Source organism: Sphingomonas sp. GW821-FHT10F11 (assembly GCF_058809095.1).
This window is the reverse complement of the sequence record NZ_JBXASH010000003.1, coordinates 506,873-526,476: the sequence shown is the minus strand read 5'-3', so window position 1 is coordinate 526,476 and position 19,604 is coordinate 506,873. Positions and strand designations below refer to the sequence as shown.

Genomic DNA, 19,604 nt, shown 5'->3' with positions numbered 1-19,604 from the left:
TCCGTCATGCCGGCGACGACAATTATTGGTGGTCGAGCATCCCGAGGATGCGTTTGGCGATCACATTGTTCTGGATCTCGGTCGATCCGCCGTAGATCGACACCGCCTTGCCCCACAGCCAGGTGCGGGTCTGGGTCAGCTCGGCTTCGGTGAAACCCTCGCCTTCCCAACCGAGCCCGTTCATGCCCATGATCTCGATCGACAGCTCGGCGCGGTCCTGGGTGATGCGCGCGCCGACATTCTTCATGATCGATGTCGCCGCCGACGGCCCCTGGTTCGATTTCGCTTCCAGCGCGGCGCGGCGCAGGGTCAGCGCGAAGGCGCGGCTGTCCATCTCGTGACGCACGATCCGCATGCGCAGGTCGCTGTCGTCGACCCGGCCCTGCTCGTCCGTGCCGCGATATTGCTTGGCGAGCGCCCCCATCGAGGCGCCGCCGAACAGCCGGCTGAGCGACCCGCCGCCCGACAGATTCTGCCGCTCATGCTGGAGCAGGCGCTTGCCGATGGTCCAGCCCTCGCCTTCACGGCCGACCAGATTGCCCTTGGGCACCTTCACGTCAGTGAAGAAGGTTTCGCAGAAAGGCGACGCGCCGGAGATCATCTTGATCGGCTTCACCTCGACACCCGGCGAGGTCATGTCGATCAGCAGGAAGCTGATGCCTTCATGCTTTTTCGATTTGTCGGTCCGCACCAGCGCGAAACATTTGTCGGCCCATTGGCCGCCCGAGGTCCAGGTTTTCTGGCCGTTGACGAGGTAATGATCGCCCTTGTCTTCGGCGAACATCTGCAAGCTCGCCAGATCGGAGCCCGCGCCCGGCTCCGAATAACCCTGGCACCACCGCACCTCGCCTTTCGCGATCGCCGGGATATGCTCGAGCTTCTGCTCTTCGTTGCCATATTCGAGCAGGGTCGGGCCGAACATCATGATGCCCATGCCGCCGATCGGGTTCCAGGCGCCGATCCGCGCCATTTCCTCGCCCAGCACGCGCGCCTGCGCCCGATCGAGCCCGCCGCCGCCATAGGCCGCGGGCCAGGTGGGCACGCCCCAGCCCTTCTCGCCGAACGCCTTTTTCCAGGCGGCCTCCTCGTCGGAAAGCGCGGTCGGCCCCTCGACCGTCGCCATCGGATTCTCCTTGCCCTTCAGCGACGGCGGAAAATGCACCTCGAGCCAGGCGCGCGCCTCCTGGCGGAACGCGTCGATCGGGGTGACGGCGACGTCGGCTTCGGCTGCGCTGGCCATAATGCTCTCCTTCGGAAACCGAATCTGAATTTCGGGTATGGTCGAGCATGTGGCACAGATCGAAAGGCAAGCAAAGCCGGTAACGCCGCCCGCAACGCCGAACGCGCTGCGCCGCGCACAGCCCTTGCGGGCTGGCGCGGTCGCACCGTGGTCTCCACGGGCGGTCTCGGCACCTCGGGGGGCGGCGCCGGGATCGCTGGCGAGTCTTATTTCAGCAGCGAGAGCACGCCCTGCTGGGTCTGGTTCGCCTGGGCGAGCAGCGCGGTCGATGCCTGGCTCAGGATCTGGGCCTTGGCGAGCGCGATCGTCTCGGTCGAGAAGTCGACATCCTCCACCCGGCTACGGGCATCGGTCAGGTTGCTGACGCTGGTCGTGAGATTGTTGACCACCGAGTCGAGCCGGCTCTGGCTCGCGCCGATCGACGAACGGGTCGTGTTCACGGCGAGCAGCGCGGTGTCGAGCGTGTCGAGCGCGTCGGTGGCGCCATCGGCGTCGGAGATGTCGATATCGCCGACATCGTCAAGATCGAGCGCCGTGATCGAGATCGCGACCTTGTCCGCCGAGCCTGAGCCGGTCTGGATGTCGATCGTGACGTCGCTGGCGCCGAACAGGGTCACGCCGTTGAAGTTGGTCTTGTCGACGATATCGGCAAGCTGCGCGGCAAGGCCGGTGACCTCGACCTGCAAATTGGTGCGGTCGTCATCGGAGTAAGTGCCCGAAGCCGACTGGACCGACAGCTCGCGGATGCGCTGCAGGATGTTGGTGACTTCGCTCAGCGCGCCGTCGGCGGTCTGAGCGAGCGAGATGCCGTCATTGGCGTTGCGGATCGCCTGGGTCTGGCCCCGGATCTGCGAGGTAAGCGAGGAAGCGATGGCGGAGCCCGCCGCGTCGTCCTTCGCGCTGTTGATGCGCTTGCCGGTCGACAGGCGCTCGATGCTGGTTTGCAGCGCCTTCGACGCCGCGTTCGACGCGTTGGTCGCGCGCAGCGCGGCAACGTTGGTTCCAATAACAGTCATATTCCGTCTCCGGACCGTCCTCCCGCCGCCCCCAAAGCGATGGATCGAACCGTCCACGAGGAGAACGGCAGGGTAAATGCGACATTAAGCAGTTTTTTTTGGATTGACCCGAAATGGTCCGAAAAACAGCGGGTTTCGGGGACAGTTGGCTGGCCCTTGCCCCCTTGTCCTTCGCCGCCGCCTTGTGCATGTTCGGCGAATGTTCCGCCGGGGCCCGTGCCGCCGATAAAAGATGTGGGACGCGAACGATCCGGGGGAGTCAATGCGCTTCGAACACCGCGCCGTGCCCATCGTCCTTGCCGCCGTGCTGATCGATACGATCGGCTTCGGCATCGTCATGCCGGTCTTCCCGCACCTGATCACCAGCATCGGCCATGTCGATCTCGAGCAGGCGACACGGATCGCCGGCTATATGCTGGTGGTGTTCGCGGTGACTCAGTTCTTCGCCGGGCCGGTGCTGGGCAATCTCAGCGACCGGTTCGGCCGGCGCCCCGTGCTGATTGCCTCGATGCTCGCCTTCGGCATGGACTATGCGCTCATGGCCTGGGCGCCGACGCTCGCCTGGCTGTTCCTCGGCCGGGCCATCGCCGGCATTGCAGGCGCGGTCTACAGCCCGGCCAGTTCGGTGCTGGCCGACGTCACCCCGCCCGAAAAACGCAGCGGCGTGTTCGGGCTGATCGGTGCGGCGTTCGGCATCGGCTTCGTCATCGGCCCGGCGATCGGCGGGCTGCTCGCCGACTTCGGACCGCGCGCACCGTTCGTCGCCGCCGCGATCCTGGCGCTGGTCAATGCGGCGGTGATGATCGTCGCCATGCCCGAAACGCTGGCGCCGGAGAACCGTCGCCCGTTCAAGCTGCGCGACGCCCATATCGTCGGGGCCTTCCGCCCGCTGTTCCACGCCGGCAACGCCGCGCCGCTGCTCGCCGCCTGGTTCGTCTGGCAACTCGCGCACATGGTCTATCCCTCGACCTGGGCCTTCTGGGCAGCGATCCGTTTCGATTGGGACGCGAAGGCGATCGGCTGGTCGCTGGCCTTTGTCGGGCTGGTGATGGCCTTGGTGCAGGGCGGCCTGACCGGCAGGATCATCGCCCGGGTCGGCGAACGGCGCGCGCTCGTCATCGGCCTCGTGTCGGCGGGGATATCCTTCCTCGCCTTCGCCTTCATCACACAGAGCTGGCAAGCCTATGCGCTGTTCCTGGTCAGCGCGCTCTCCGGCCTGATCTTCCCGGCGATGAACGGCTTGCTCTCGCGCATGGTCGACGCGTCGCACCAGGGCGCCTTGCAGGGCGGCATCGGCAGTATGGGCAGCGTGTCTTCTATCCTCGGCCCGCTGCTGCTGACCCAGGCGCTGGCAACCGGCGTCGACCATGGCTTCCCAGGCGCCGCCTTCCTGCTGGCGGGGATCCTCGCCTTTGCTTCGCTCGGCATCATCGCCTGGAAGGTACTCGATCGCGTCCCGCCGCCGGATGCGGCGGCGGAGCCGAAAATCGCCAGCTGAAGCCAGGCGGAATCAGAGTTCCTTCCCCGGCCGCCGCGACAGCCCGATGTCGAGATGCGCGCCCGCATCGAGCAGCAAGGTCTCGCCCGTCATCACCCGATTGTCGGGGTCGAGCAGCATCACCACCGGTCCGGCGATATCGTCCGCGCCCGCCGCCATCGCCATCGGAGTCTGTGCGGCGATGCGCGCATTGAGCGCGGTGAAGCCCGCCTCGCCCAGCCGCTTTTCGAACCAGCCGGTCCCGACATAACCGGGCGCCACCGCATTGACCCGGATCGCCGGGGCAAGCGCCCGCGCCAGGCTTTTCGTCATCGTCACCAGCGCGCCTTTCGAGGCGGCATAAGCGACCGATGATCCATTGCCGAACACGCCGGCCACCGACGCGACATTCACGACGGCGCCGATCCCGCCCTCGCGTATCGCGGGCGCACAGGCGCGCACCATCTGGAACGGCGCGATCGTGTTGAGCCGGTAGATATGGATGAAATCGTCGGCCGACAGCGCGTCGAGATCCTCGTGATTGGCGAATTTGGTGCGGCCGGCATTGTTGACCAGGAAATCGACCCGCCCGAACGCGTCGATCGCCGCACCGGCCAGCGCGCGGCAGGCCGAATCCTCGACGATATCGGCCTGCACCGCGATCGCGCCCTCGACCCCGGCGGCCAGCGCCTCGGCCTCGTCGCGGCTGCTCGCATAGTTGATCACACAGCGCACGCCCCGCGCCGCCAGCCGCCGTACCACCGCCGCGCCGATCCCCGTCCCGCCGCCAGTGACGATCGCGACGGCACCTTCCATCCGGTCGCTCATGCCCGGGCGCTCGGCCGGGCGGAGACACGCTCATGCCAGGCGCGGAGATTCGCCTGCTCCTCGGGAATCGCGATCCCCACAAAGCCGGCGAAATCGACCACCGAGAGCAGGACGATATCCGCCATCGAATAACCCCTGCCGCTCAGATAGTCGCGGTCGGCCAGCGCCCGGTCGAACTCGCGCATCGCCCCGATCACGCGCGGCCGCTGGCTCTCGCCGAACTCGGTATATTGCGGCTTCACCACGCGCGCGGTGAACGGGTGGCAATGGGCCCATACCATCGACAGCGGCACCATCATGCGCAGCTCGGCCCGCCTGATCCACATATCCACCTCGGCCACGCCCTGTGGCCCCTCGCCGAACAGCGGTGGCTCGGGATGCATCGCCTCGAACAAGCGGCAGATCGACACGCTCTCGGTCAGCACATCGCCATTGTCGAGCTTCAGCGCCGGGATCTGGCCAAGCGGATTCACCGCGAGGAATTCCGGCCCCTTATGCTCGCCCGCAACGATCGAGAGCGTCTCGCTCGGCACGCTCAGGCCCTTCTCCGCGAGATAGATGCGTACCCGGCGCGGATTGGGCGCCGGATTCACCGCGTCGTAGAACAGCATCGGCAACCCCTCCTTATTTTTTTCGAAGATTGCGTATGGCATTTGCCGCGCGCCTCGCATAGCGGCGTATCATGACAGCCGCCGATCTGCTCGCGACCGGTTTCGCGACCTTGCCCGACCTGATCCGTGCCCATGCGACCGAGCAGGGCGGCAAGACCGCGCTTGCCGCGCTGGAGGGCAGCATCGACTATGCAACGCTCGACGCGCTGATGGACCGAGTCGCCGCGGCGCTGCAGCGCGATAGGGTCACGCAGGGCCAGGCGGTCGCGATCGTCGCGGCTTCGCGAATCGAGTATGGCGCCGTCTTTCTCGGCGCGCTCCGGGCCGGCTGCGTCGCCGCGCCCCTTGCTCCCTCGTCCACACCGGAATCGCTCGCTGCGATGATCGCCGATTGCGGGGCGCCGATCGTGTTCGTCGACGATGACGCCGCCGCAGCGCTGGCGAGCCAGGTTATCGCCGCAAAGGTCGTCCACCTTGCCGCTTTTGAGGAGTGGCTCGCTCCCCAGGGCGCAAAACCCGCATCCGTCACCATCGCCCCCGGCGATGGCTTCAACATCATCTATTCCTCCGGCACCACCGGCACGCCCAAGGGCATCGTGCAGAGCCATGCGATGCGCTGGGCGCATATCAACCGCAACAGTTCGGCCGGCTTCGGCGACGCGGTGACCATGATCGCGACGCCGCTCTATTCCAACACCACCCTCGTCAGCTTCCTGCCAACGATCGGCTGGGGCGGCACCGCGGTGTTGATGAAGAAGTTCGATGCGCGCGGCTTCCTCGAACTCGCCCAGACCAACCGCGCGACTCACGCGATGCTCGTGCCCGTCCAGTATCAGCGGATCATGGCGCTGTCCGATTTCGACAGCTTCGACCTGTCGGCCTTCCGCCTGAAGACCTGCACCAGCGCCCCCTTCTCCGCCGCGCTCAAGGCCGATGTCCTTGCGCGCTGGCCGGGCCTGCTGGTCGAATATTACGGCATGACCGAGGGTGGCGGCACCTGCCTGCTGATCGCCAACCTGTTTCCGGACAAGCTCCATACCGTCGGCCGCCCGATCGAGGATCACGACATCCGCCTGATCGACGATGACGGCAACGAGGTTCCGCAAGGCGAGATGGGCGAAGTCGTCGGCCGCTCGCCCGCGATGATGACGGGGTATCACGGCCGCTCCGAGGCGACCCGCTCGGCCGAATGGTTCGATGCCGAGGGGCGGCGCTATATCCGTCACGGGGATGTCGGCCGGTTCGACGCTGACGGGTTCCTCACCCTGCTCGATCGCAAGAAGGACCTGATCATCTCGGGCGGCTTCAACATCTATCCGACCGACCTCGAAGCGGTGCTGGCGCAGCACCCCGCCGTCGCCGATTGCAGCGTCATCGGCGTGCCGTCCGAGGCCTGGGGCGAGACGCCGGTCGGTTTCTATGTGCCGCATACGGGGGTGGACGCGGGCAGTGCCGAGATCCTCGCCTGGACGAATGCCCAACTCGGCAAGACCCAGCGGCTGTCCGCACTCCACGCCATCGACGAATTGCCGCGAAGCGCAATCGGCAAGGTGCTGAAACGCGCGTTGCGCGATCGCCTGGCGGAGAAGACCCTGTGACTCCGATCACCGACATCCTCGCCGCCGGCACCCCCATCGCAGACGGATTCCGCGCGACGATTCCCACCGGCTGGCTGCAGGGCCGAACCACCTATGGCGGCCTGTCCAGCGCGCTCGCGCTCCATGCGGCACACGGTATCGAGCCTGATCTGCCACCGCTCCGTTCAGCCCAGATCGCCTTTATCGGCCCGCTTTCGGGCGAGGTCTACGTCACCGCGACCAAATTGCGCCGCGGCCGCACCGCCGCCTTCATCCAGGCCGATATCGTCTCGGACGCCGGGCTCGGTTTCCGCGCGACCTTCGTCTTCATGTCGGATCAGCCGTCGAAGATTGATCTCGCCGGCAGGCTGAACAGCGACAGGCGCCCGCCCGCGCCCGATGCGACGCTCTATACCGGGCCCGACGAGTTCTTCACCGGCAACTTCAACTTCCTCGACCTGAAGGAAGAGGCGACCGGCGAGGCCGAATGGCTGCGCTGGGCCCGGTTGCGCGCATTCGACGGGCTGGATCCGATGGTCCATGTGCTCGCCGTCGCCGACGCCCTGCCCCCGGCCGCGTTCAAGCTGCTCGGCAAGCAACCCGCCCCGATCAGCTCGCTGACCTGGATCGTCAACCTGCTCACCCCCGCGCCGGCGACGACCGACGGCTGGTGGCTGCTCTCGGCCAAGTCCGATCATGCGCGGAACGGCTGCTCAACCCAGTCGATGACGATCTGGAACGCCGACGGCCAGCCCATCGCCCAGGGCATGCAAAGCGTCGCGATCTTCGCGTGATTAAATCCTCCCCGGCACGGGGTGATGCGACAAATTGCGACACTTTCGCCCTTCGCTGACATAGCTGCGCGACACCCTTGAGCGAAAAGCCCGATCATAGCCGGCGGGACCGGGCAATCACTGGAGGGCATGGGCATGCGTAAATATCTTCTCGCGCTGGCTTTGGCCGGTACCGCGATCAGCGGCGCCGCGATCGCGGGGCAGAATGGGGGCGCTACGCGCGCCGACACCGATAAGGACGGCACCATTTCGCGCGCCGAATTCATGGCGCGATCGGATCAGCGCTTCGCCCGGCTCGACGCCAATGGCGATGGCGTGATCTCGGGCGACGAACTGCCCGGCCGCGGCCGCCTGGTGGCAAGCGCCGACACCGACAAGGACGGCAAGATCACCAAGGCGGAATATTCGGCCCAGGCCGCCGCCCGCTTCGCGAAGCTCGACACCAATGGCGACGGCAAGATCTCGCCCGACGAGATGAAGGCGGCGGGACAGCGCATGGGCGAAGGGCGCGGCGGACGCGGCGGCGGCATGATGTCCCCGCGCGGCGCCCCGCCCGCGCCGGGCACGATGCATGATTATGGCGGCGGCCGCGGCGGCTTCATGGCCCGTTTCGACACCGACCATGACGGCAAGATCAGCCGTGCCGAGGCGCTCGCCCAGGCCGAGGCGCATTTCGCGAAGGCTGATACCAATCATGACGGCTTTATCGACAAGGCCGAGATGGACGCGCTGCGCGATACAATGAAGCAGCGCATGGACAAGACGCGCGGCCATTGGCGGCATCGTCCCGGCGGCCCGGGCATGCCCCCGCCGCCGGGCGCCGATGCGCCCAAACCAGACGCCGGCCAGTAATCCCCCGACTGGCCTGGCTGCCGGGCGGGCTTCCCCCCTTGCCCGCCCGGCATGTTCCAAAGGCGAACGATCATGCTAGACGCCGATCTCATGGGAGAAACGCCACACCTTCTGCTGGTCGACGACGAGCGCTCGATCCGCGAGCCGCTCGCACAATATCTGACCAAGCAGGGCTTCCGCGTGACCCAGACGGGCGACGCGGAGGCAGCGCGCACGCGCCTCACCGCCTATGCGATCGATCTGGTCATCCTCGACATCATGATGCCGGGCGAGGACGGACTGAGCCTGTGTCGCCATATCCGCGAGACGAGCGAGACCCCCGTCATCCTGCTCACCGCGCGCAGCGAGGAGACCGATCGGATCGTCGGGCTTGAAATGGGCGCCGACGATTATGTCGTGAAGCCCTTCTCGCCGCGCGAGCTGGCCGCCCGGGTCAAGGTGATCCTGCGCCGCGCCGCCGCCGGCGGCACGCGCCAGCATGCGCCGGACACCGGCTCCTTCGCCTTTTCCGGCTGGGTGCTCAAATCGGGCGAGCGCGCGCTGGTCGACCGCGAAGGCGTGTCGGTGCCGCTCTCGACCGGCGAATATAATCTCCTCCACGCATTGGTGACCCGACCGCGCCAGGTGCTGACGCGCGACCAGCTGCTCGATCTCACCCAGGGCCGCGAGGCCGCCGCGTTCGACCGTGCGATCGACAACCAGGTCAGCCGGTTGCGCCGCAAGATCGAGACAGATCCGAAGAATCCCGATCTAATCAAGACGGTGTGGGGCGGCGGCTATACGCTAGCCGCCGAAGTCACCCGCCTGTGAGGCGCATCCGGCTGTGGCCGCGCAATCTTTCCGGGCAGATGGTGCTGCTGATCGCGATCGCGCTCTTCGTGGCGCAGGCGATCAACTTCGCGATCCAGCTCCAGGATCGGCGCGCCTCGCGCTACGACCAGGCGACCGGCCCGGCGGTCACCCGCATCGTCGATGCGGTCGAGCGCAGTAATTCCGGGCGGCCTTTCGACGCCAATCGAGGTCGAGTCCGCCAGGCCGATACCTCCCCGGTCGACCCGGCGGGCGAACATCAGCACGCGGTCGAGCAGGGATTGCGCACCGAACTGGAAGAGGCTGGCCTGAAGGTCGGCCGGATCGAGACCGAGGTCCATGCGATCCACAAGGGCGACCGCCGCACGCGCCGCTGGGGCCCGCGCCTCGCCGATCGCATGGTGAAGATGGGCGGCGAGCTGGTCATCGCGGTCGAGCAGCCCGGCAAGGGCTGGCTGGTGCTCAACGCCCCCTGGCCCCGCGCGGAAGCCTTTCTGATCTGGCGGCTGATCTGGCAGACCTTGATCCTCTACGCGATCGTGCTGATCCCCGTGCTGTGGATCGGCCGGCGGCTGTCGCAGCCGCTGCGCAGCCTCGCCTCCGCCGCGCGCAACTTCATGCCCGGCGAGGTCGACGTGCCCGTGGAAGAACGCGGGCCGCAGGATCTGCGCGACGTGATCGCCGCGTTCAACGCCCTCAGGTTACGCGTCTCGGCGATGCTCGACGAGAAGGACCGGATGCTCGGCGCGATCGGCCATGATCTGCGCACGCCGCTCGCCGCGCTGCGCGTTCGCATCGAATCGGTCGAGGACGATACCGACCGGCTGAAGATGGCCGACACGATCGAGGAAATGAATCGCACCCTCGACGACATCCTCTCGCTCGCCCGGCTCGGCCGGCCGAGCGAACCGCTCACCGAAGTCGATCTGGCGGCTTTGGTCGACGCGGTGGTCGAGGATTTCCGCGATCTCGACAATGATGTGACCTTCGAGGAGACGAACCGGCTGAGGATGCGCCTGCGCCCGTCGCTGATCCGGCGCGCGGTGCGCAACCTGATCGAGAATGCGGTCAAATATGGCGAGTCCGCCGAGGTGCGGATCGTGGCCGGCGAGCGTGAGGTCGCGATCCATGTGGCCGACAAGGGGCCCGGCATTCCGTCCGAGCATCTCGGCAACGTGTTCGATGCCTTCACCCGGCTCGAGACCTCACGCAACAAGGAGACGGGCGGCATCGGCCTCGGCCTGGCCCTGGCCCGCGCGATCGTGCGCGAGGCGGGCGGCGACATCACCCTGGTCAACCGCCCCCAGGGCGGACTGGTCGCGACGATCACCCTCCCTCGGCGCTGACGTTCGCCTCTCCGCCGTTCCACCGGGACAGGCGGCATTGATGATCTCCATGCACAGATGATTGTACGCGCCAGGACATAGTTGGCGATCGTCGCGCCCCCTAGATTCCCTCCAACGAAACCCGGTGGAGATACATCATGGACCTCGAACTGACCGACAAGATTGCCTTGGTGACCGGCGGCACCGGCGGCATCGGGCTTGAGATCGCCCGCTCGCTATCGCTCGAAGGCGCTGCCGTGACCATCACCGGCCGCTCGCAGCAGAAGCTCACCGCCGCCACCGCCGCCATCAACGCCTCGGGCGGCAAGCCGGTGGCGGGCTTGCTCGCCGATGTCGCGACCGCCGAAGGCGCTGTTGCAGTGACGGTCGCGCTGCCGACCATCGACGTGCTGATCAACAATCTCGGCATCTATGAAAGCAAGGCGTTTGCCGACATCAGCGATGCCGACTGGACCAACATCTTCGACGTCAATGTGTTGAGCGGCGTCCGCCTGTCGCGCGCCTATCTGCCCGGCATGCTGGAACGCAACTGGGGCCGGATCATCTTCATCTCCAGTGAATCCGGCCTCGCCGTGCCGCAGGACATGATCCATTACGGCATGACCAAGACCGCCCAGCTCGCCATCGCACGCGGCCTGTCGCAGCTGACGCGCGGCACCAATGTCACGGTCAATTCAGTGCTGCCGGGGCCGACCCGGTCGGATGGCGTGGTGGAATTCCTGCGCAGCCAGGCAGCCGATCCCGCTGCGCCGATCGACCAGATCGAGGCCGAATTCTTCCGCGACGCCCGCCCCTCCTCGATCATCCAGCGCATGATCGAAGCCAGGGAGATCGGCGACATGGTGGCCTATATCGCCAGCCCCCGCGCCTCAGCGACCAACGGCGCGTCGATCCGGGCCGAGGGCGGGCTGGTGAACACGATCGCGTGACCTTCAATGTCGTCACCCCGGACTTGTTCCGGGGTCCACGGTGCCGCAACTCCGAAAAGGGTGGATTCGCGGCACCGTGGATGCCGGAATAAATCCGGCATGACGAAAGATGTGCCGCCCTTCTATTATGCTGCGCTGCATGATAATGGCGCCCGCATGCTGAATATCAACGGTATCACGGTGCGCCTCGGCGGGCGCACGATCCTCGACCGCGCGACGGCAACCTTGCCGCCGAAGAGCCGCGTCGGCCTGATCGGCCGCAACGGCGCGGGCAAGTCGACGTTGATGAAGGTGATGATCGGATCGATCGAGGCCGATGAGGGCGAGATCGAGATGCCGCGCAAGACGCGCATCGGCTATATCGCGCAGGAAGCACCGCACGGCACCACCACCCCGATCGAAGCCGTGCTCGCCGCCGATACCGAGCGCGCCGCTTTGCTCCACGAGGCCGAGGATTGCCACGATCCCGACCGGGTCGGCGAGATCCACGACCGGCTGATCGCGATCGACGCCTATACCGCCGAGGCGCGCGCCGCGCGCATCCTGGTCGGCCTGGGGTTCGACGAGGAAATGCAGGGCCGCCCGCTCGACAGCTATTCGGGTGGCTGGAAGATGCGCGTCGCGCTCGCCGCTTTGCTCTTCTCGGAACCCGACCTGCTGCTGCTCGACGAGCCTTCGAACCATCTCGATCTCGAAGCGACGCTCTGGCTCGAGAATTTCCTGAAGAGCTATCCGGCGATGATGGTCGTCATCAGCCATGAGCGCGACCTGCTCAACAATGTCGTCGACACCATCCTCCATCTCGAGGGCGGCAAGACGGTGATGTACACCGGCGGTTACGACAGCTTCGAGCAGCAACGCGCCGAGCGCGCCGCCCAACTCGCCGCGGCCAAGGCGTCGCAGGATGCGCAGCGCGCCAAGCTGCAGGACTATATCGCCCGCAACAGCGCCCGCGCTTCGACCGCGAAGCAGGCCCAGTCGCGCCAGAAAATGCTGGCCAAGATGCAGCCGATCGCGGCGATGGCCGAGGATCCGACGCTCTCCTTCGACTTCCCCAGCCCCGAGGAATTGCGCCCGCCGCTCGTCACGCTCGACATGGCGGCGGTCGGCTATACCGAGGGCAACCCGATCCTGCGCCGCCTCAACCTGCGCCTCGACCCGGACGACCGCGTCGCGCTGCTCGGCCGCAACGGCAACGGCAAGACCACCCTTGCCCGCCTGCTCGCCGCGCAGCTCACCCCGATGGAAGGCGAGATGACCGCGTCGGGCAAGATGCGCGTCGGCTATTTCACCCAGTATCAGGTGGAAGAACTCGACACGACCGATACGCCGCTCGAGCATATGACGCGGATGATGAAGGGCATGTCGCCCGCCGCGGTCCGCGCCCAGCTCGGCCGGTTCGGCTTTTCCGGGCAAAAGGCGACGACCAAGGTCGGCAGCCTGTCGGGCGGCGAACGCGCCCGGCTCGCACTGGCGCTGATCACCCGCGACGCACCGCACATGCTGATCCTCGACGAGCCGACCAACCATCTCGACGTCGATGCGCGCGAGGCCCTGGTCCAGGCGCTCAACGCCTATGACGGCGCCGTGGTGATCGTCAGCCATGACCGCCACATGATCGAGCTGACCGCCGACCGGCTGGTGCTGGTCGATGGCGGCGCCGCGACCGAATATAATGGCAGCATGGAGGATTATATCGCCTTCGTGCTCTCCAGCGATGGCGCGACCGGCGGCGGCGGTGCGGCAAAGGCCAAGGTCAGCAAGAAGGACGAACGCCGCGCCAATGCCGAGGCGCGCGAGAAGAGCGTCGCCTTGCGCAAGCGTGCCCATGAGGCGGAAGCGTTGGTCGCCAAGCTCTCCAAGCAGCGCAGCGCGATCGACCGGGCAATGTTCGACCCCTCGACCGCCGAGCCTTGGCTGTCGAGAATGAATATGAGCGAATTGATGAAGCAGCGCGCCGATGTCGCGGCCAAGCTGGAGGCCGCCGAAGCCGTCTGGCTCGAGATCAGCGAAGAGCTTGAGACTGTCGAGGCCTGAACGCCACAGGCTCAACCGATAGCTGGGGTCGAGACCCTAGTGGAGCGGTTTGCTCGCGATCGATATATCGTGTTCGGCGCCGGGCAGCCCAATGAGGGTCGGGGCGTCGCTCGCATCCCCCTTGCGCAGGTTGATGATGATCGGCGCATCGCCGAACGCATCCCGATGCTTGCGGGCTGACGCGAAGCACGCCTCGAGCGAGCCATGGTGAGACCCATGCACGGTGACACGCCCGGCGTCGTTCAATTTGCGCCAGATCCAATGCGTCATCACCGAGCCAAAGCCTCGGCCGGGCATTTGCTCGACATACATCTCATATTTCGAATGGTGATTTTCCATAACGACTAAACAATCATGCAATATTATTGTTCCATAAATTTAGAATTTTACTTATACATTATTTTAAATGATTTGGAAATTGTTGTAGAATATCAAGAATTATACTGATTAATATTTATTCATGTGTAATTTATTCTGATAATTTATGAAGAATATGAAGTCACCCGCCGCTGAGGCATCAGCGCTGGATTGTTTCCGATGCATGTTCGTTCAACAAGACTATTTCGCCCGCGCCCTGACTGCCGGCGAAGGGAGTGCTGACCGATGAGGCCTGAAGGCGCAAGGTCGCCAGGGAGCAGTGGGCAGCGGCCCGCACCGGAAGATTCGTACGCCGACCGGACTTTTCATCAAACAGGCGCGCCCGAGCCGCCGCTATGCACGTCGCGATTGTGAGGAGATGGTGAATGAGCATCGCGGAAAAGGCGCTCTGGGTTCTGGAGCGCAACTCGGATCGGCAGCTTGGACTGAACGACATCGCCAGGGCCTGCGGCGTATCGAGATCGCATCTCGCAAACGCCTTCGGCACCGCCACGGGCTGGCCGGTGATGAAATACCTCAAGGCGCGACGCCTGACCGAAGCCGCGCACAAACTGGCGGCCGGCGCTGGTGACATACTGACGCTCGCGCTGGAATCCGGATACGGATCCCATGAGGCGTTCACCAGGGCGTTCCGCGACCAGTTCGGCCGTACGCCCGAGGGGGTCCGCAGCAACGGGAGCGTCGAGGGCCTGGCTACGACGCCCCCGGTACGCCTGCGCACGGGCGAGGCACGCCTTCCGCTGCCGCAGCTGAAGCAGCTAGGTCGCATGAAGCTGGTCGGCCTGGCCGCTCCATGCTCGTACAACGAGGTCGTCCATATCCCCGCCCAATGGCAGCGCTTCATGTCGAGCCACTATGACGACATCCCGGAGAAGGTGGAAGCGATGCCGGTCGGCGTCTGCGAGCCGCCCGACGACGAGGGATCCTTCCGGTACGTGTGCGCCGCGGAGGTGGAGGCGTTCGACCACCGTCGTGCGCCGGACCTCGTCTATATCGAAACCAGGCCGCGACCCCACGCCGTCTTCAGGCACACCGGCCATGTTTCGGCGATCTTCGACACCTATACGGCCATCTGGAACGAGGCGCTGCCCGCACTGTCGCGCACCATGGCCGACGGCCCGGTGCTTGAGTTCCACAACGCCGCGTTCGACCCCGACACCGGAATGGGAGGGCTGCAGATCTGGGTTCCGCTCGCGGAATGTCCGGAAGCTCCCGGCGCGCCGATGGCAACCGAACGGGCCGCGATCTGATGGGAGACGGGAAGGCATCCGGCAACCGGACAACCATCGCGTCGTACGAGGACTGCGCGCTGGACTATGCGCAGTCGACCGCCCCCAAGCCGGGATCGGACGACAATCCCGTCCTGCGACGCTTCCGGGAGGCACTCCCCTCCAGCGGCCGCGTGCTCGAGATCGGCTCGGGTCCCGGCTGGGACGCGGACTGGCTCGCGGAACAAGGCGTGGCCGTCCGGCGAACCGACGCAGCGGCGGCGTTCGTGGATTTCCAGAAGGCGCGCGGTGCGGTCGCGGAACTGCTCGATGTGGTCGTCGACGACATCGGCGGACCATATGCCGGCGTGATCGCGCTTTACGTCTTCCAGCACGTCGACCGGCCGCTGCTCCCGCACGTCCTCGCCAGGATCGCGCACGCGCTCATCCCCGGCGGAGCCTTTCTGTTCTCGGTGCGGGAGGGGCGGCGGGACCTTGTCGAGCGCGGAGACAGCGGCAACACCTACCTCATCGCCGAATGGGAAAAGCCCGACCTGGACTCGATCCTGCGCGACCTCGGCCTCACCGAACTCTGGTCGACCTCCGCTGAGGGCACCGAAGGACGGTGGCTGACCATTCTTGCCCGCAAGGAGGGCGATAATGACTAGGAAGGGATGGATCCTGCTGCTCGCACTCGGTGTGATCTGGGGCGTGCCCTATCTCCTCATCCGCATCGCCGTGACCGACTATCATCCGGTCATTGCCGCCTTGGGTGTCCTGCTCCCGAACGAGCCTTTCTCGCTGGGAACCGTCCTGGGTTTCTCGCTGATCGCGATAGGGATCTTCCTTGCAACGCACGAGCCACGACGGCGCGCCGAAGGCTCCGCCGCGTCCGTTGCCACGGGCACCAGCGGCGGCGCGGAGGCGATGGCGCGGGAGGCTCGGTAGCAGCGCACGGGCCGTTTGGCCCCCTCCGACCACCGTTCGGTGGAGTAGCCAGAGCCTGTGATATATCATGGTGCGGGCGGTCGGAATCGAACCGACACTCCTTTCGGAACCGGATTTTGAGTCCGGCGCGTCTACCAGTTTCACCACGCCCGCGCTTCCCCGTCCAAGCCGGAGAAGCGCGCAGTTAACCGGGCCTCGCCGCGATTTCAACCCACCGCCAGCCCTGGCGTGGCGTCCGCCCGCGATCACCAGATCGGACCTTGTTCGACCCCGCGCCAAATCCCCGCTCGCTTCCCATCATTTGCTGCTTTGATGAAGTTGCTTTCATTTTTCCCGCAGATCGCACGCACTCCCTTTAGAGATCATGCCACCTTCGCCAAGCAACCTCAAAGTGGCGACACCGAATCGTCCAGAATTATGGTTGCCGGTGCGTTGTTGTCGATCTCGTCTACGTTGATGGGTGCAAGCGCCGCCTGTGCAATTATATGCGCGCCTTGTTTCTCCCGAAAACGAGAGCATCCAGGCCCAGAACAATTGATGTATTGCGGTTGACGCCGCCGACAATCGCGCTAATGGGCTATATATCCAGTTTGGAGGTAATTATGGCTGACGACACTTCAGATCTCAACGCAACCGAGCTCGCGACCGAGCTGACCATTGCGTGGCTTGGCAATCCAAACAACCGGGTGTCGGCCGACGAAGTGCCGGCCTTTCTGCAGAAGATGCACGCCACCGTGACGGCACTTGCCGGCGCCGGCACCGAGGAAGCCGCGCCGGAAGCGGCGGCGGAACATATTCCCGCCGTCACCGTGCGCAAGTCACTGGCGTCGAAGGATCACATCATTTCGCTGATCGACGGCAAGCCCTACAAGACGCTGCGCCGTCATCTGTCGGGCCATGGCCTGACCCCGGAAGATTACCGTGCACGCTACGGCCTGAAGTCGGATTATCCGATGGTCGCGGAAACCTATTCGGAGGCGCGCCGCGCCATGGCCAAGAAGATCGGTCTCGGCCGCAAGCCCGGCCCGCGCAAGGCTCCGGCCGCCGCCGCGTCCGATGCGCCAGCGGCCCCCAAGGCACCGCGCGGCCGGCCGAAAAAGGCCAGCTGAGGCTTTCAACCACCGCGACGAAAAGGGCGGGCAACCACGCGGTTGTCCGCCCTTTTTCATGTCGGGGCTACAGGTCGCGCTTCTCCAGCGTCGCCAGCAGCCGCGCCATATGGTCAGCCACCTCCTGCACCTTCTCCCGGTGCGGCAGATCGGCGCGAGCCTGGGGAAGCTCGGGTTGTGCGCTGCAGACCTCGACCAGGTTGACCGCTTCGTTCGGGTCGTCGACCAGATCGTACATCTCCCATTCCTGCGCCTCGCGGCCGGACGGATCGAAATAGCGGGCGAGCTTATAGTCCCTGGTCCGGACGGCGCGGACATGGTTGGGCTGCTTCACCGATCCCGGCTTGAGCGCGACCGGCCCCTTGCCGCCCTTGCCGGTGATCACCGAGGCGACCACTTCCTGATAGACGGCGAATTCTTCATAGCTGTGCTTCTCCTGCGCCGTCCGCGACGGCGGCAGCGGCGCGGTGATCTCGTCGTCGGTGATGAACAACAAGCCTTCGCGCACGCCGCCATCGGGTTCGACGATCGGGATCTCCACCGGGTCGTCGCTCAGCGCGTTAAGGATGACCTCGGACAGATCGACGCCGGGCAGCGGCGGCACCGGCCGGCTCTGGGCGAGCTGATTGCTGTAGGTCCGGCGCGTCGCCGCATCGACCCCGGCCAGCCCGAGCACGGTCGGCAGGATATCGATATGGCTGGTGAGCGCATCGAGCTGCGCTGGCTCGGGCGCGACCACGCCCGCCGGGGTTGGGTGCTCCGTGTCGTCGGGCACGGGAAACTGCACGACCACCGGCACATGCAGCGCCTCCTGATAGGCGGTATGCCACTTCTCGATCATCATGCCGTGCGCCGCGGCATATTCGCCGTGATCGGCCAGGAAGATGACGATGGTGTTGTCGGCCTGGCCCGATTCCTCGAGCGCGTCGAGCACGGCGTTGATGTGCGTGTCGACCACCGCGTGCAGCCAGCCATAGAGCTGAAGGAACAACAGGCAATTCTCGTCGGGATCGTCGGAAAGCTGCAGCGGCAGGCAGCTCTTGAGCGAGAGGTTGACCGCCGCCTGCATCTCCTGCTCGCGGAACGGATGGTCGAGGTCGGGAAGGTTGCTGCCGCCGTCCGGCAGCGCCCCTTCGATCGCCGCGGCCGCGGCGCCGACCAGGCCGCTGACGATGTTGAACCCGCCCTTCGCCGCGAGCGCGAGGCCGACCTTGTACGCCATCTCGTGCTGGCAGCTCGGCTTGGTCGAAAGATCCTCATTCTGGGTCGGCGAGGGGTTCGCGCAATCCTGCGGGAAGCCGAGCGGATTGAGCGGAATCTGGATCGATCCGGCGACGGGGGCCGGCGTCGCATCACCAGCAACCGGCACGGTCAACGGCCCGAAGATCGACTGGGTGGTCGGCGTGATCGTCTTCGGGCCGATGGTGATGGGCTGCGGATCGTCGGCCGGCAACGCCTGGGCGATCACGCCGGGATAGGTCGCGATGTCGTGCGGGTTGGTGAAGGACGCGACCGCGAACCAGGGCGGAATCGCGCTCTTGTCGGGCCCCGTCGTGCCCGGATCCTCGATCGCCATCGCGGCATAGGCGCGGTTGTAGTTGGAGGCGAGGCCCTGGCGGCGGATGAAGGTGCAGGCGCTGTCGGTGAAGCCGGCGTCGCGATAGACGCCGAGATTGTTGGGCTGGGCGCCGTGCGGTTCGGGATAGCTCTCCTCCCAATTGTCGAAGCCGTATCGCTTGAGCGAATGCTCGGGCGGGTTGGAGACGTGCCATTTGCCGAAATAATGCGTGGAATAGCCCGCCTGACGCATCCAGGTGCCGAGCGTCGGGATGCCGTCCGCCTCGAGCCAGGGGAAATTGGCGGAATCGCCGTTCTTGAACAGGCCGTCGGTCTGGGTGACGCCGGTCCTGGTGCCATATTGCCCGGTATAGATCACCGCGCGGCTCGGCGTGCAGGCGCTCGCCGCGATGGTGTGATTGCGTAGCACCACGGCATTCCGCCGCAGCCTGAGCAGGCCCGGGAAGAATTTCGCATAGGGGTTGTCCTCGCGGATTTCGCCCTGGAAGCCGAGAATCTCCTTCAGCAGCGGGTCGAACCCGCCCTCGGCACCATAGGAGAAGCGCGGGAAGCGATACTGGTCGCAGGTGATCAGCAGGATGTTGTGCTGCGGCGGCGGTGCCGGGGTCGGGCTGCCCGCAATGCTCGTGCCGTTCATGCCGCTACCGTTCGCGCTGCTCGCCATGTCCCGCTCCTCATCCGGCGGACATCGAGGCGCCCGCATGGCGCTTCATGCCATGGCACGAGGGCAAGCGGATTCTGAGTCGGAGCCGAAACGGTTATGACATTTCAGCGAAGCTGAACGGACCCCGCGACCGAACGACAGATCGCGACACTTTCGCGGTCGAAACGGCACAATTGTGCAACAGGCGCGCTCCAGAACACCC

The 19,604-nt window shown here is 65.8% G+C and carries 18 protein-coding genes and 1 tRNA gene; 12 read left to right on the top strand and 7 right to left on the bottom strand.

The genetic code is table 11. The features are described 5' to 3' along the window. Window positions 1-22 precede the first annotated feature (22 nt). Window positions 23-1,240: an acyl-CoA dehydrogenase family protein gene (locus tag AC1RT8_RS12890; protein ID WP_493076046.1), complete on the bottom strand. Its 1,218-nt coding sequence runs from the start codon at window positions 1,238-1,240 to the stop codon at window positions 23-25. A 206-nt stretch (window positions 1,241-1,446) separates the two neighbouring features. Further along, window positions 1,447-2,256, bottom strand: coding sequence for a flagellin N-terminal helical domain-containing protein (locus AC1RT8_RS12885; protein WP_493076045.1), 810 nt, complete (start codon window positions 2,254-2,256; stop codon window positions 1,447-1,449). A 262-nt stretch (window positions 2,257-2,518) separates the two neighbouring features. Here AC1RT8_RS12885 and AC1RT8_RS12880 point away from each other — a divergent pair, with 262 nt between their 5' ends. Then, window positions 2,519-3,754 carry a TCR/Tet family MFS transporter gene (locus AC1RT8_RS12880; RefSeq protein ID WP_493076044.1) on the top strand — a complete coding sequence of 412 codons (1,236 nt, stop codon included), beginning with the start codon at window positions 2,519-2,521 and terminating at the stop codon, window positions 3,752-3,754. Between the two features lie 12 nt (window positions 3,755-3,766). Here the strand turns inward: AC1RT8_RS12880 and AC1RT8_RS12875 are convergent, their stop codons facing one another. Beyond that, the gene (locus AC1RT8_RS12875) at window positions 3,767-4,561 is read right to left on the bottom strand and encodes an SDR family NAD(P)-dependent oxidoreductase (protein ID WP_493076043.1); all 795 of its coding nucleotides are present in this window, start codon (window positions 4,559-4,561) and stop codon (window positions 3,767-3,769) included. Continuing rightward, window positions 4,558-5,172 carry a glutathione S-transferase family protein gene (locus AC1RT8_RS12870; protein ID WP_493076042.1) on the bottom strand — a complete coding sequence of 205 codons (615 nt, stop codon included), beginning with the start codon at window positions 5,170-5,172 and terminating at the stop codon, window positions 4,558-4,560. Before AC1RT8_RS12870 ends, AC1RT8_RS12875 begins: the two co-directional genes overlap by 4 nt. A gap of 71 nt (window positions 5,173-5,243) precedes the next feature. Here AC1RT8_RS12870 and AC1RT8_RS12865 point away from each other — a divergent pair, with 71 nt between their 5' ends. The 7 genes from AC1RT8_RS12865 to AC1RT8_RS12835 all read left to right on the top strand — a co-directional run bounded on the left by AC1RT8_RS12865 (window position 5,244) and on the right by AC1RT8_RS12835 (window position 13,517). Continuing rightward, the gene (locus AC1RT8_RS12865; protein WP_493076041.1) at window positions 5,244-6,770 is read left to right on the top strand and encodes a class I adenylate-forming enzyme family protein; all 1,527 of its coding nucleotides are present in this window, start codon (window positions 5,244-5,246) and stop codon (window positions 6,768-6,770) included. Then, a complete protein-coding gene (locus AC1RT8_RS12860) occupies window positions 6,767-7,543 on the top strand; it encodes a thioesterase family protein (protein WP_493076040.1) in 777 nt (258 codons plus the stop codon). The genes AC1RT8_RS12865 and AC1RT8_RS12860 overlap by 4 nt, the downstream gene beginning before the upstream one ends. A 135-nt stretch (window positions 7,544-7,678) precedes the next feature. Beyond that, entirely contained in the window at window positions 7,679-8,395 is a 717-nt protein-coding gene (locus AC1RT8_RS12855; RefSeq protein WP_493076039.1) for a hypothetical protein, read from the top strand. A gap of 90 nt (window positions 8,396-8,485) precedes the next feature. Continuing rightward, window positions 8,486-9,205 carry a response regulator gene (locus AC1RT8_RS12850; protein WP_465173881.1) on the top strand — a complete coding sequence of 240 codons (720 nt, stop codon included), beginning with the start codon at window positions 8,486-8,488 and terminating at the stop codon, window positions 9,203-9,205. 38 nt (window positions 9,206-9,243) lie between these two features. After that, window positions 9,244-10,551 carry a sensor histidine kinase gene (locus tag AC1RT8_RS12845; protein ID WP_493076132.1) on the top strand — a complete coding sequence of 436 codons (1,308 nt, stop codon included), beginning with the start codon at window positions 9,244-9,246 and terminating at the stop codon, window positions 10,549-10,551. Between the two features lie 137 nt (window positions 10,552-10,688). Next, a complete protein-coding gene (locus AC1RT8_RS12840) occupies window positions 10,689-11,480 on the top strand; it encodes an SDR family NAD(P)-dependent oxidoreductase (RefSeq protein WP_493076038.1) in 792 nt (263 codons plus the stop codon). Window positions 11,481-11,636: 156 nt separating this feature from the next. Next, window positions 11,637-13,517: an ABC-F family ATP-binding cassette domain-containing protein gene (locus tag AC1RT8_RS12835; protein ID WP_493076131.1), complete on the top strand. Its 1,881-nt coding sequence runs from the start codon at window positions 11,637-11,639 to the stop codon at window positions 13,515-13,517. A 36-nt stretch (window positions 13,518-13,553) separates the two neighbouring features. On the opposite strand, the gene AC1RT8_RS12830 is transcribed toward AC1RT8_RS12835, so the two are convergent. Further along, the gene (locus AC1RT8_RS12830; RefSeq protein WP_493076037.1) at window positions 13,554-13,787 is read right to left on the bottom strand and encodes a hypothetical protein; all 234 of its coding nucleotides are present in this window, start codon (window positions 13,785-13,787) and stop codon (window positions 13,554-13,556) included. 473 nt (window positions 13,788-14,260) lie between these two features. On the opposite strand from AC1RT8_RS12830, the gene AC1RT8_RS12825 reads away from it, so the two are divergent. Genes AC1RT8_RS12825 through AC1RT8_RS12815 form a run of 3 tightly spaced genes read left to right on the top strand, consistent with a single transcriptional unit; the run spans window position 14,261 to window position 16,051 of the window. Then, a complete protein-coding gene (locus AC1RT8_RS12825) occupies window positions 14,261-15,145 on the top strand; it encodes a helix-turn-helix domain-containing protein (protein WP_493076036.1) in 885 nt (294 codons plus the stop codon). Beyond that, on the top strand, window positions 15,145-15,771 hold the full coding sequence (locus AC1RT8_RS12820; RefSeq protein WP_493076034.1) for a class I SAM-dependent methyltransferase: 627 nt from the start codon (window positions 15,145-15,147) through the stop codon (window positions 15,769-15,771). Before AC1RT8_RS12825 ends, AC1RT8_RS12820 begins: the two co-directional genes overlap by 1 nt. Then, entirely contained in the window at window positions 15,764-16,051 is a 288-nt protein-coding gene (locus tag AC1RT8_RS12815) for a hypothetical protein (protein ID WP_493076033.1), read from the top strand. Before AC1RT8_RS12820 ends, AC1RT8_RS12815 begins: the two co-directional genes overlap by 8 nt. Before the next feature lie 68 nt (window positions 16,052-16,119). Here AC1RT8_RS12815 and AC1RT8_RS12810 read toward each other — a convergent pair. Then, window positions 16,120-16,204 (bottom strand) — tRNA-Leu (locus tag AC1RT8_RS12810). Between the two features lie 449 nt (window positions 16,205-16,653). Here AC1RT8_RS12810 and AC1RT8_RS12805 point away from each other — a divergent pair. Beyond that, window positions 16,654-17,160 carry a Ros/MucR family transcriptional regulator gene (locus AC1RT8_RS12805; RefSeq protein WP_493076032.1) on the top strand — a complete coding sequence of 169 codons (507 nt, stop codon included), beginning with the start codon at window positions 16,654-16,656 and terminating at the stop codon, window positions 17,158-17,160. A gap of 67 nt (window positions 17,161-17,227) precedes the next feature. Here the strand turns inward: AC1RT8_RS12805 and AC1RT8_RS12800 are convergent, their stop codons facing one another. Next, complete coding sequence (locus AC1RT8_RS12800; protein WP_493076031.1) at window positions 17,228-19,402, bottom strand: sulfatase-like hydrolase/transferase; 2,175 nt, start codon at window positions 19,400-19,402, stop codon at window positions 17,228-17,230. Window positions 19,403-19,604: the final 202 nt, after the last annotated feature.

Coding starts and splice junctions, on each gene's coding strand:
- AC1RT8_RS12890 (WP_493076046.1), bottom strand. CDS start 1,240: ATGGCCAGCGCAGCCGAAGCCGACGTCGCCGTCACCCCGATCGACGCG.
- AC1RT8_RS12885 (WP_493076045.1), bottom strand. CDS start 2,256: ATGACTGTTATTGGAACCAACGTTGCCGCGCTGCGCGCGACCAACGCG.
- AC1RT8_RS12880 (WP_493076044.1), top strand. CDS start 2,519: ATGCGCTTCGAACACCGCGCCGTGCCCATCGTCCTTGCCGCCGTGCTG.
- AC1RT8_RS12875 (WP_493076043.1), bottom strand. CDS start 4,561: ATGAGCGACCGGATGGAAGGTGCCGTCGCGATCGTCACTGGCGGCGGG.
- AC1RT8_RS12870 (WP_493076042.1), bottom strand. CDS start 5,172: ATGCTGTTCTACGACGCGGTGAATCCGGCGCCCAATCCGCGCCGGGTA.
- AC1RT8_RS12865 (WP_493076041.1), top strand. CDS start 5,244: ATGACAGCCGCCGATCTGCTCGCGACCGGTTTCGCGACCTTGCCCGAC.
- AC1RT8_RS12855 (WP_493076039.1), top strand. CDS start 7,679: ATGCGTAAATATCTTCTCGCGCTGGCTTTGGCCGGTACCGCGATCAGC.
- AC1RT8_RS12850 (WP_465173881.1), top strand. CDS start 8,486: ATGGGAGAAACGCCACACCTTCTGCTGGTCGACGACGAGCGCTCGATC.
- AC1RT8_RS12845 (WP_493076132.1), top strand. CDS start 9,244: ATGGTGCTGCTGATCGCGATCGCGCTCTTCGTGGCGCAGGCGATCAAC.
- AC1RT8_RS12840 (WP_493076038.1), top strand. CDS start 10,689: ATGGACCTCGAACTGACCGACAAGATTGCCTTGGTGACCGGCGGCACC.
- AC1RT8_RS12835 (WP_493076131.1), top strand. CDS start 11,637: ATGCTGAATATCAACGGTATCACGGTGCGCCTCGGCGGGCGCACGATC.
- AC1RT8_RS12830 (WP_493076037.1), bottom strand. CDS start 13,787: ATGACGCATTGGATCTGGCGCAAATTGAACGACGCCGGGCGTGTCACC.
- AC1RT8_RS12825 (WP_493076036.1), top strand. CDS start 14,261: ATGAGCATCGCGGAAAAGGCGCTCTGGGTTCTGGAGCGCAACTCGGAT.
- AC1RT8_RS12820 (WP_493076034.1), top strand. CDS start 15,145: ATGGGAGACGGGAAGGCATCCGGCAACCGGACAACCATCGCGTCGTAC.
- AC1RT8_RS12815 (WP_493076033.1), top strand. CDS start 15,764: ATGACTAGGAAGGGATGGATCCTGCTGCTCGCACTCGGTGTGATCTGG.
- AC1RT8_RS12805 (WP_493076032.1), top strand. CDS start 16,654: ATGGCTGACGACACTTCAGATCTCAACGCAACCGAGCTCGCGACCGAG.
- AC1RT8_RS12800 (WP_493076031.1), bottom strand. CDS start 19,402: ATGGCGAGCAGCGCGAACGGTAGCGGCATGAACGGCACGAGCATTGCG.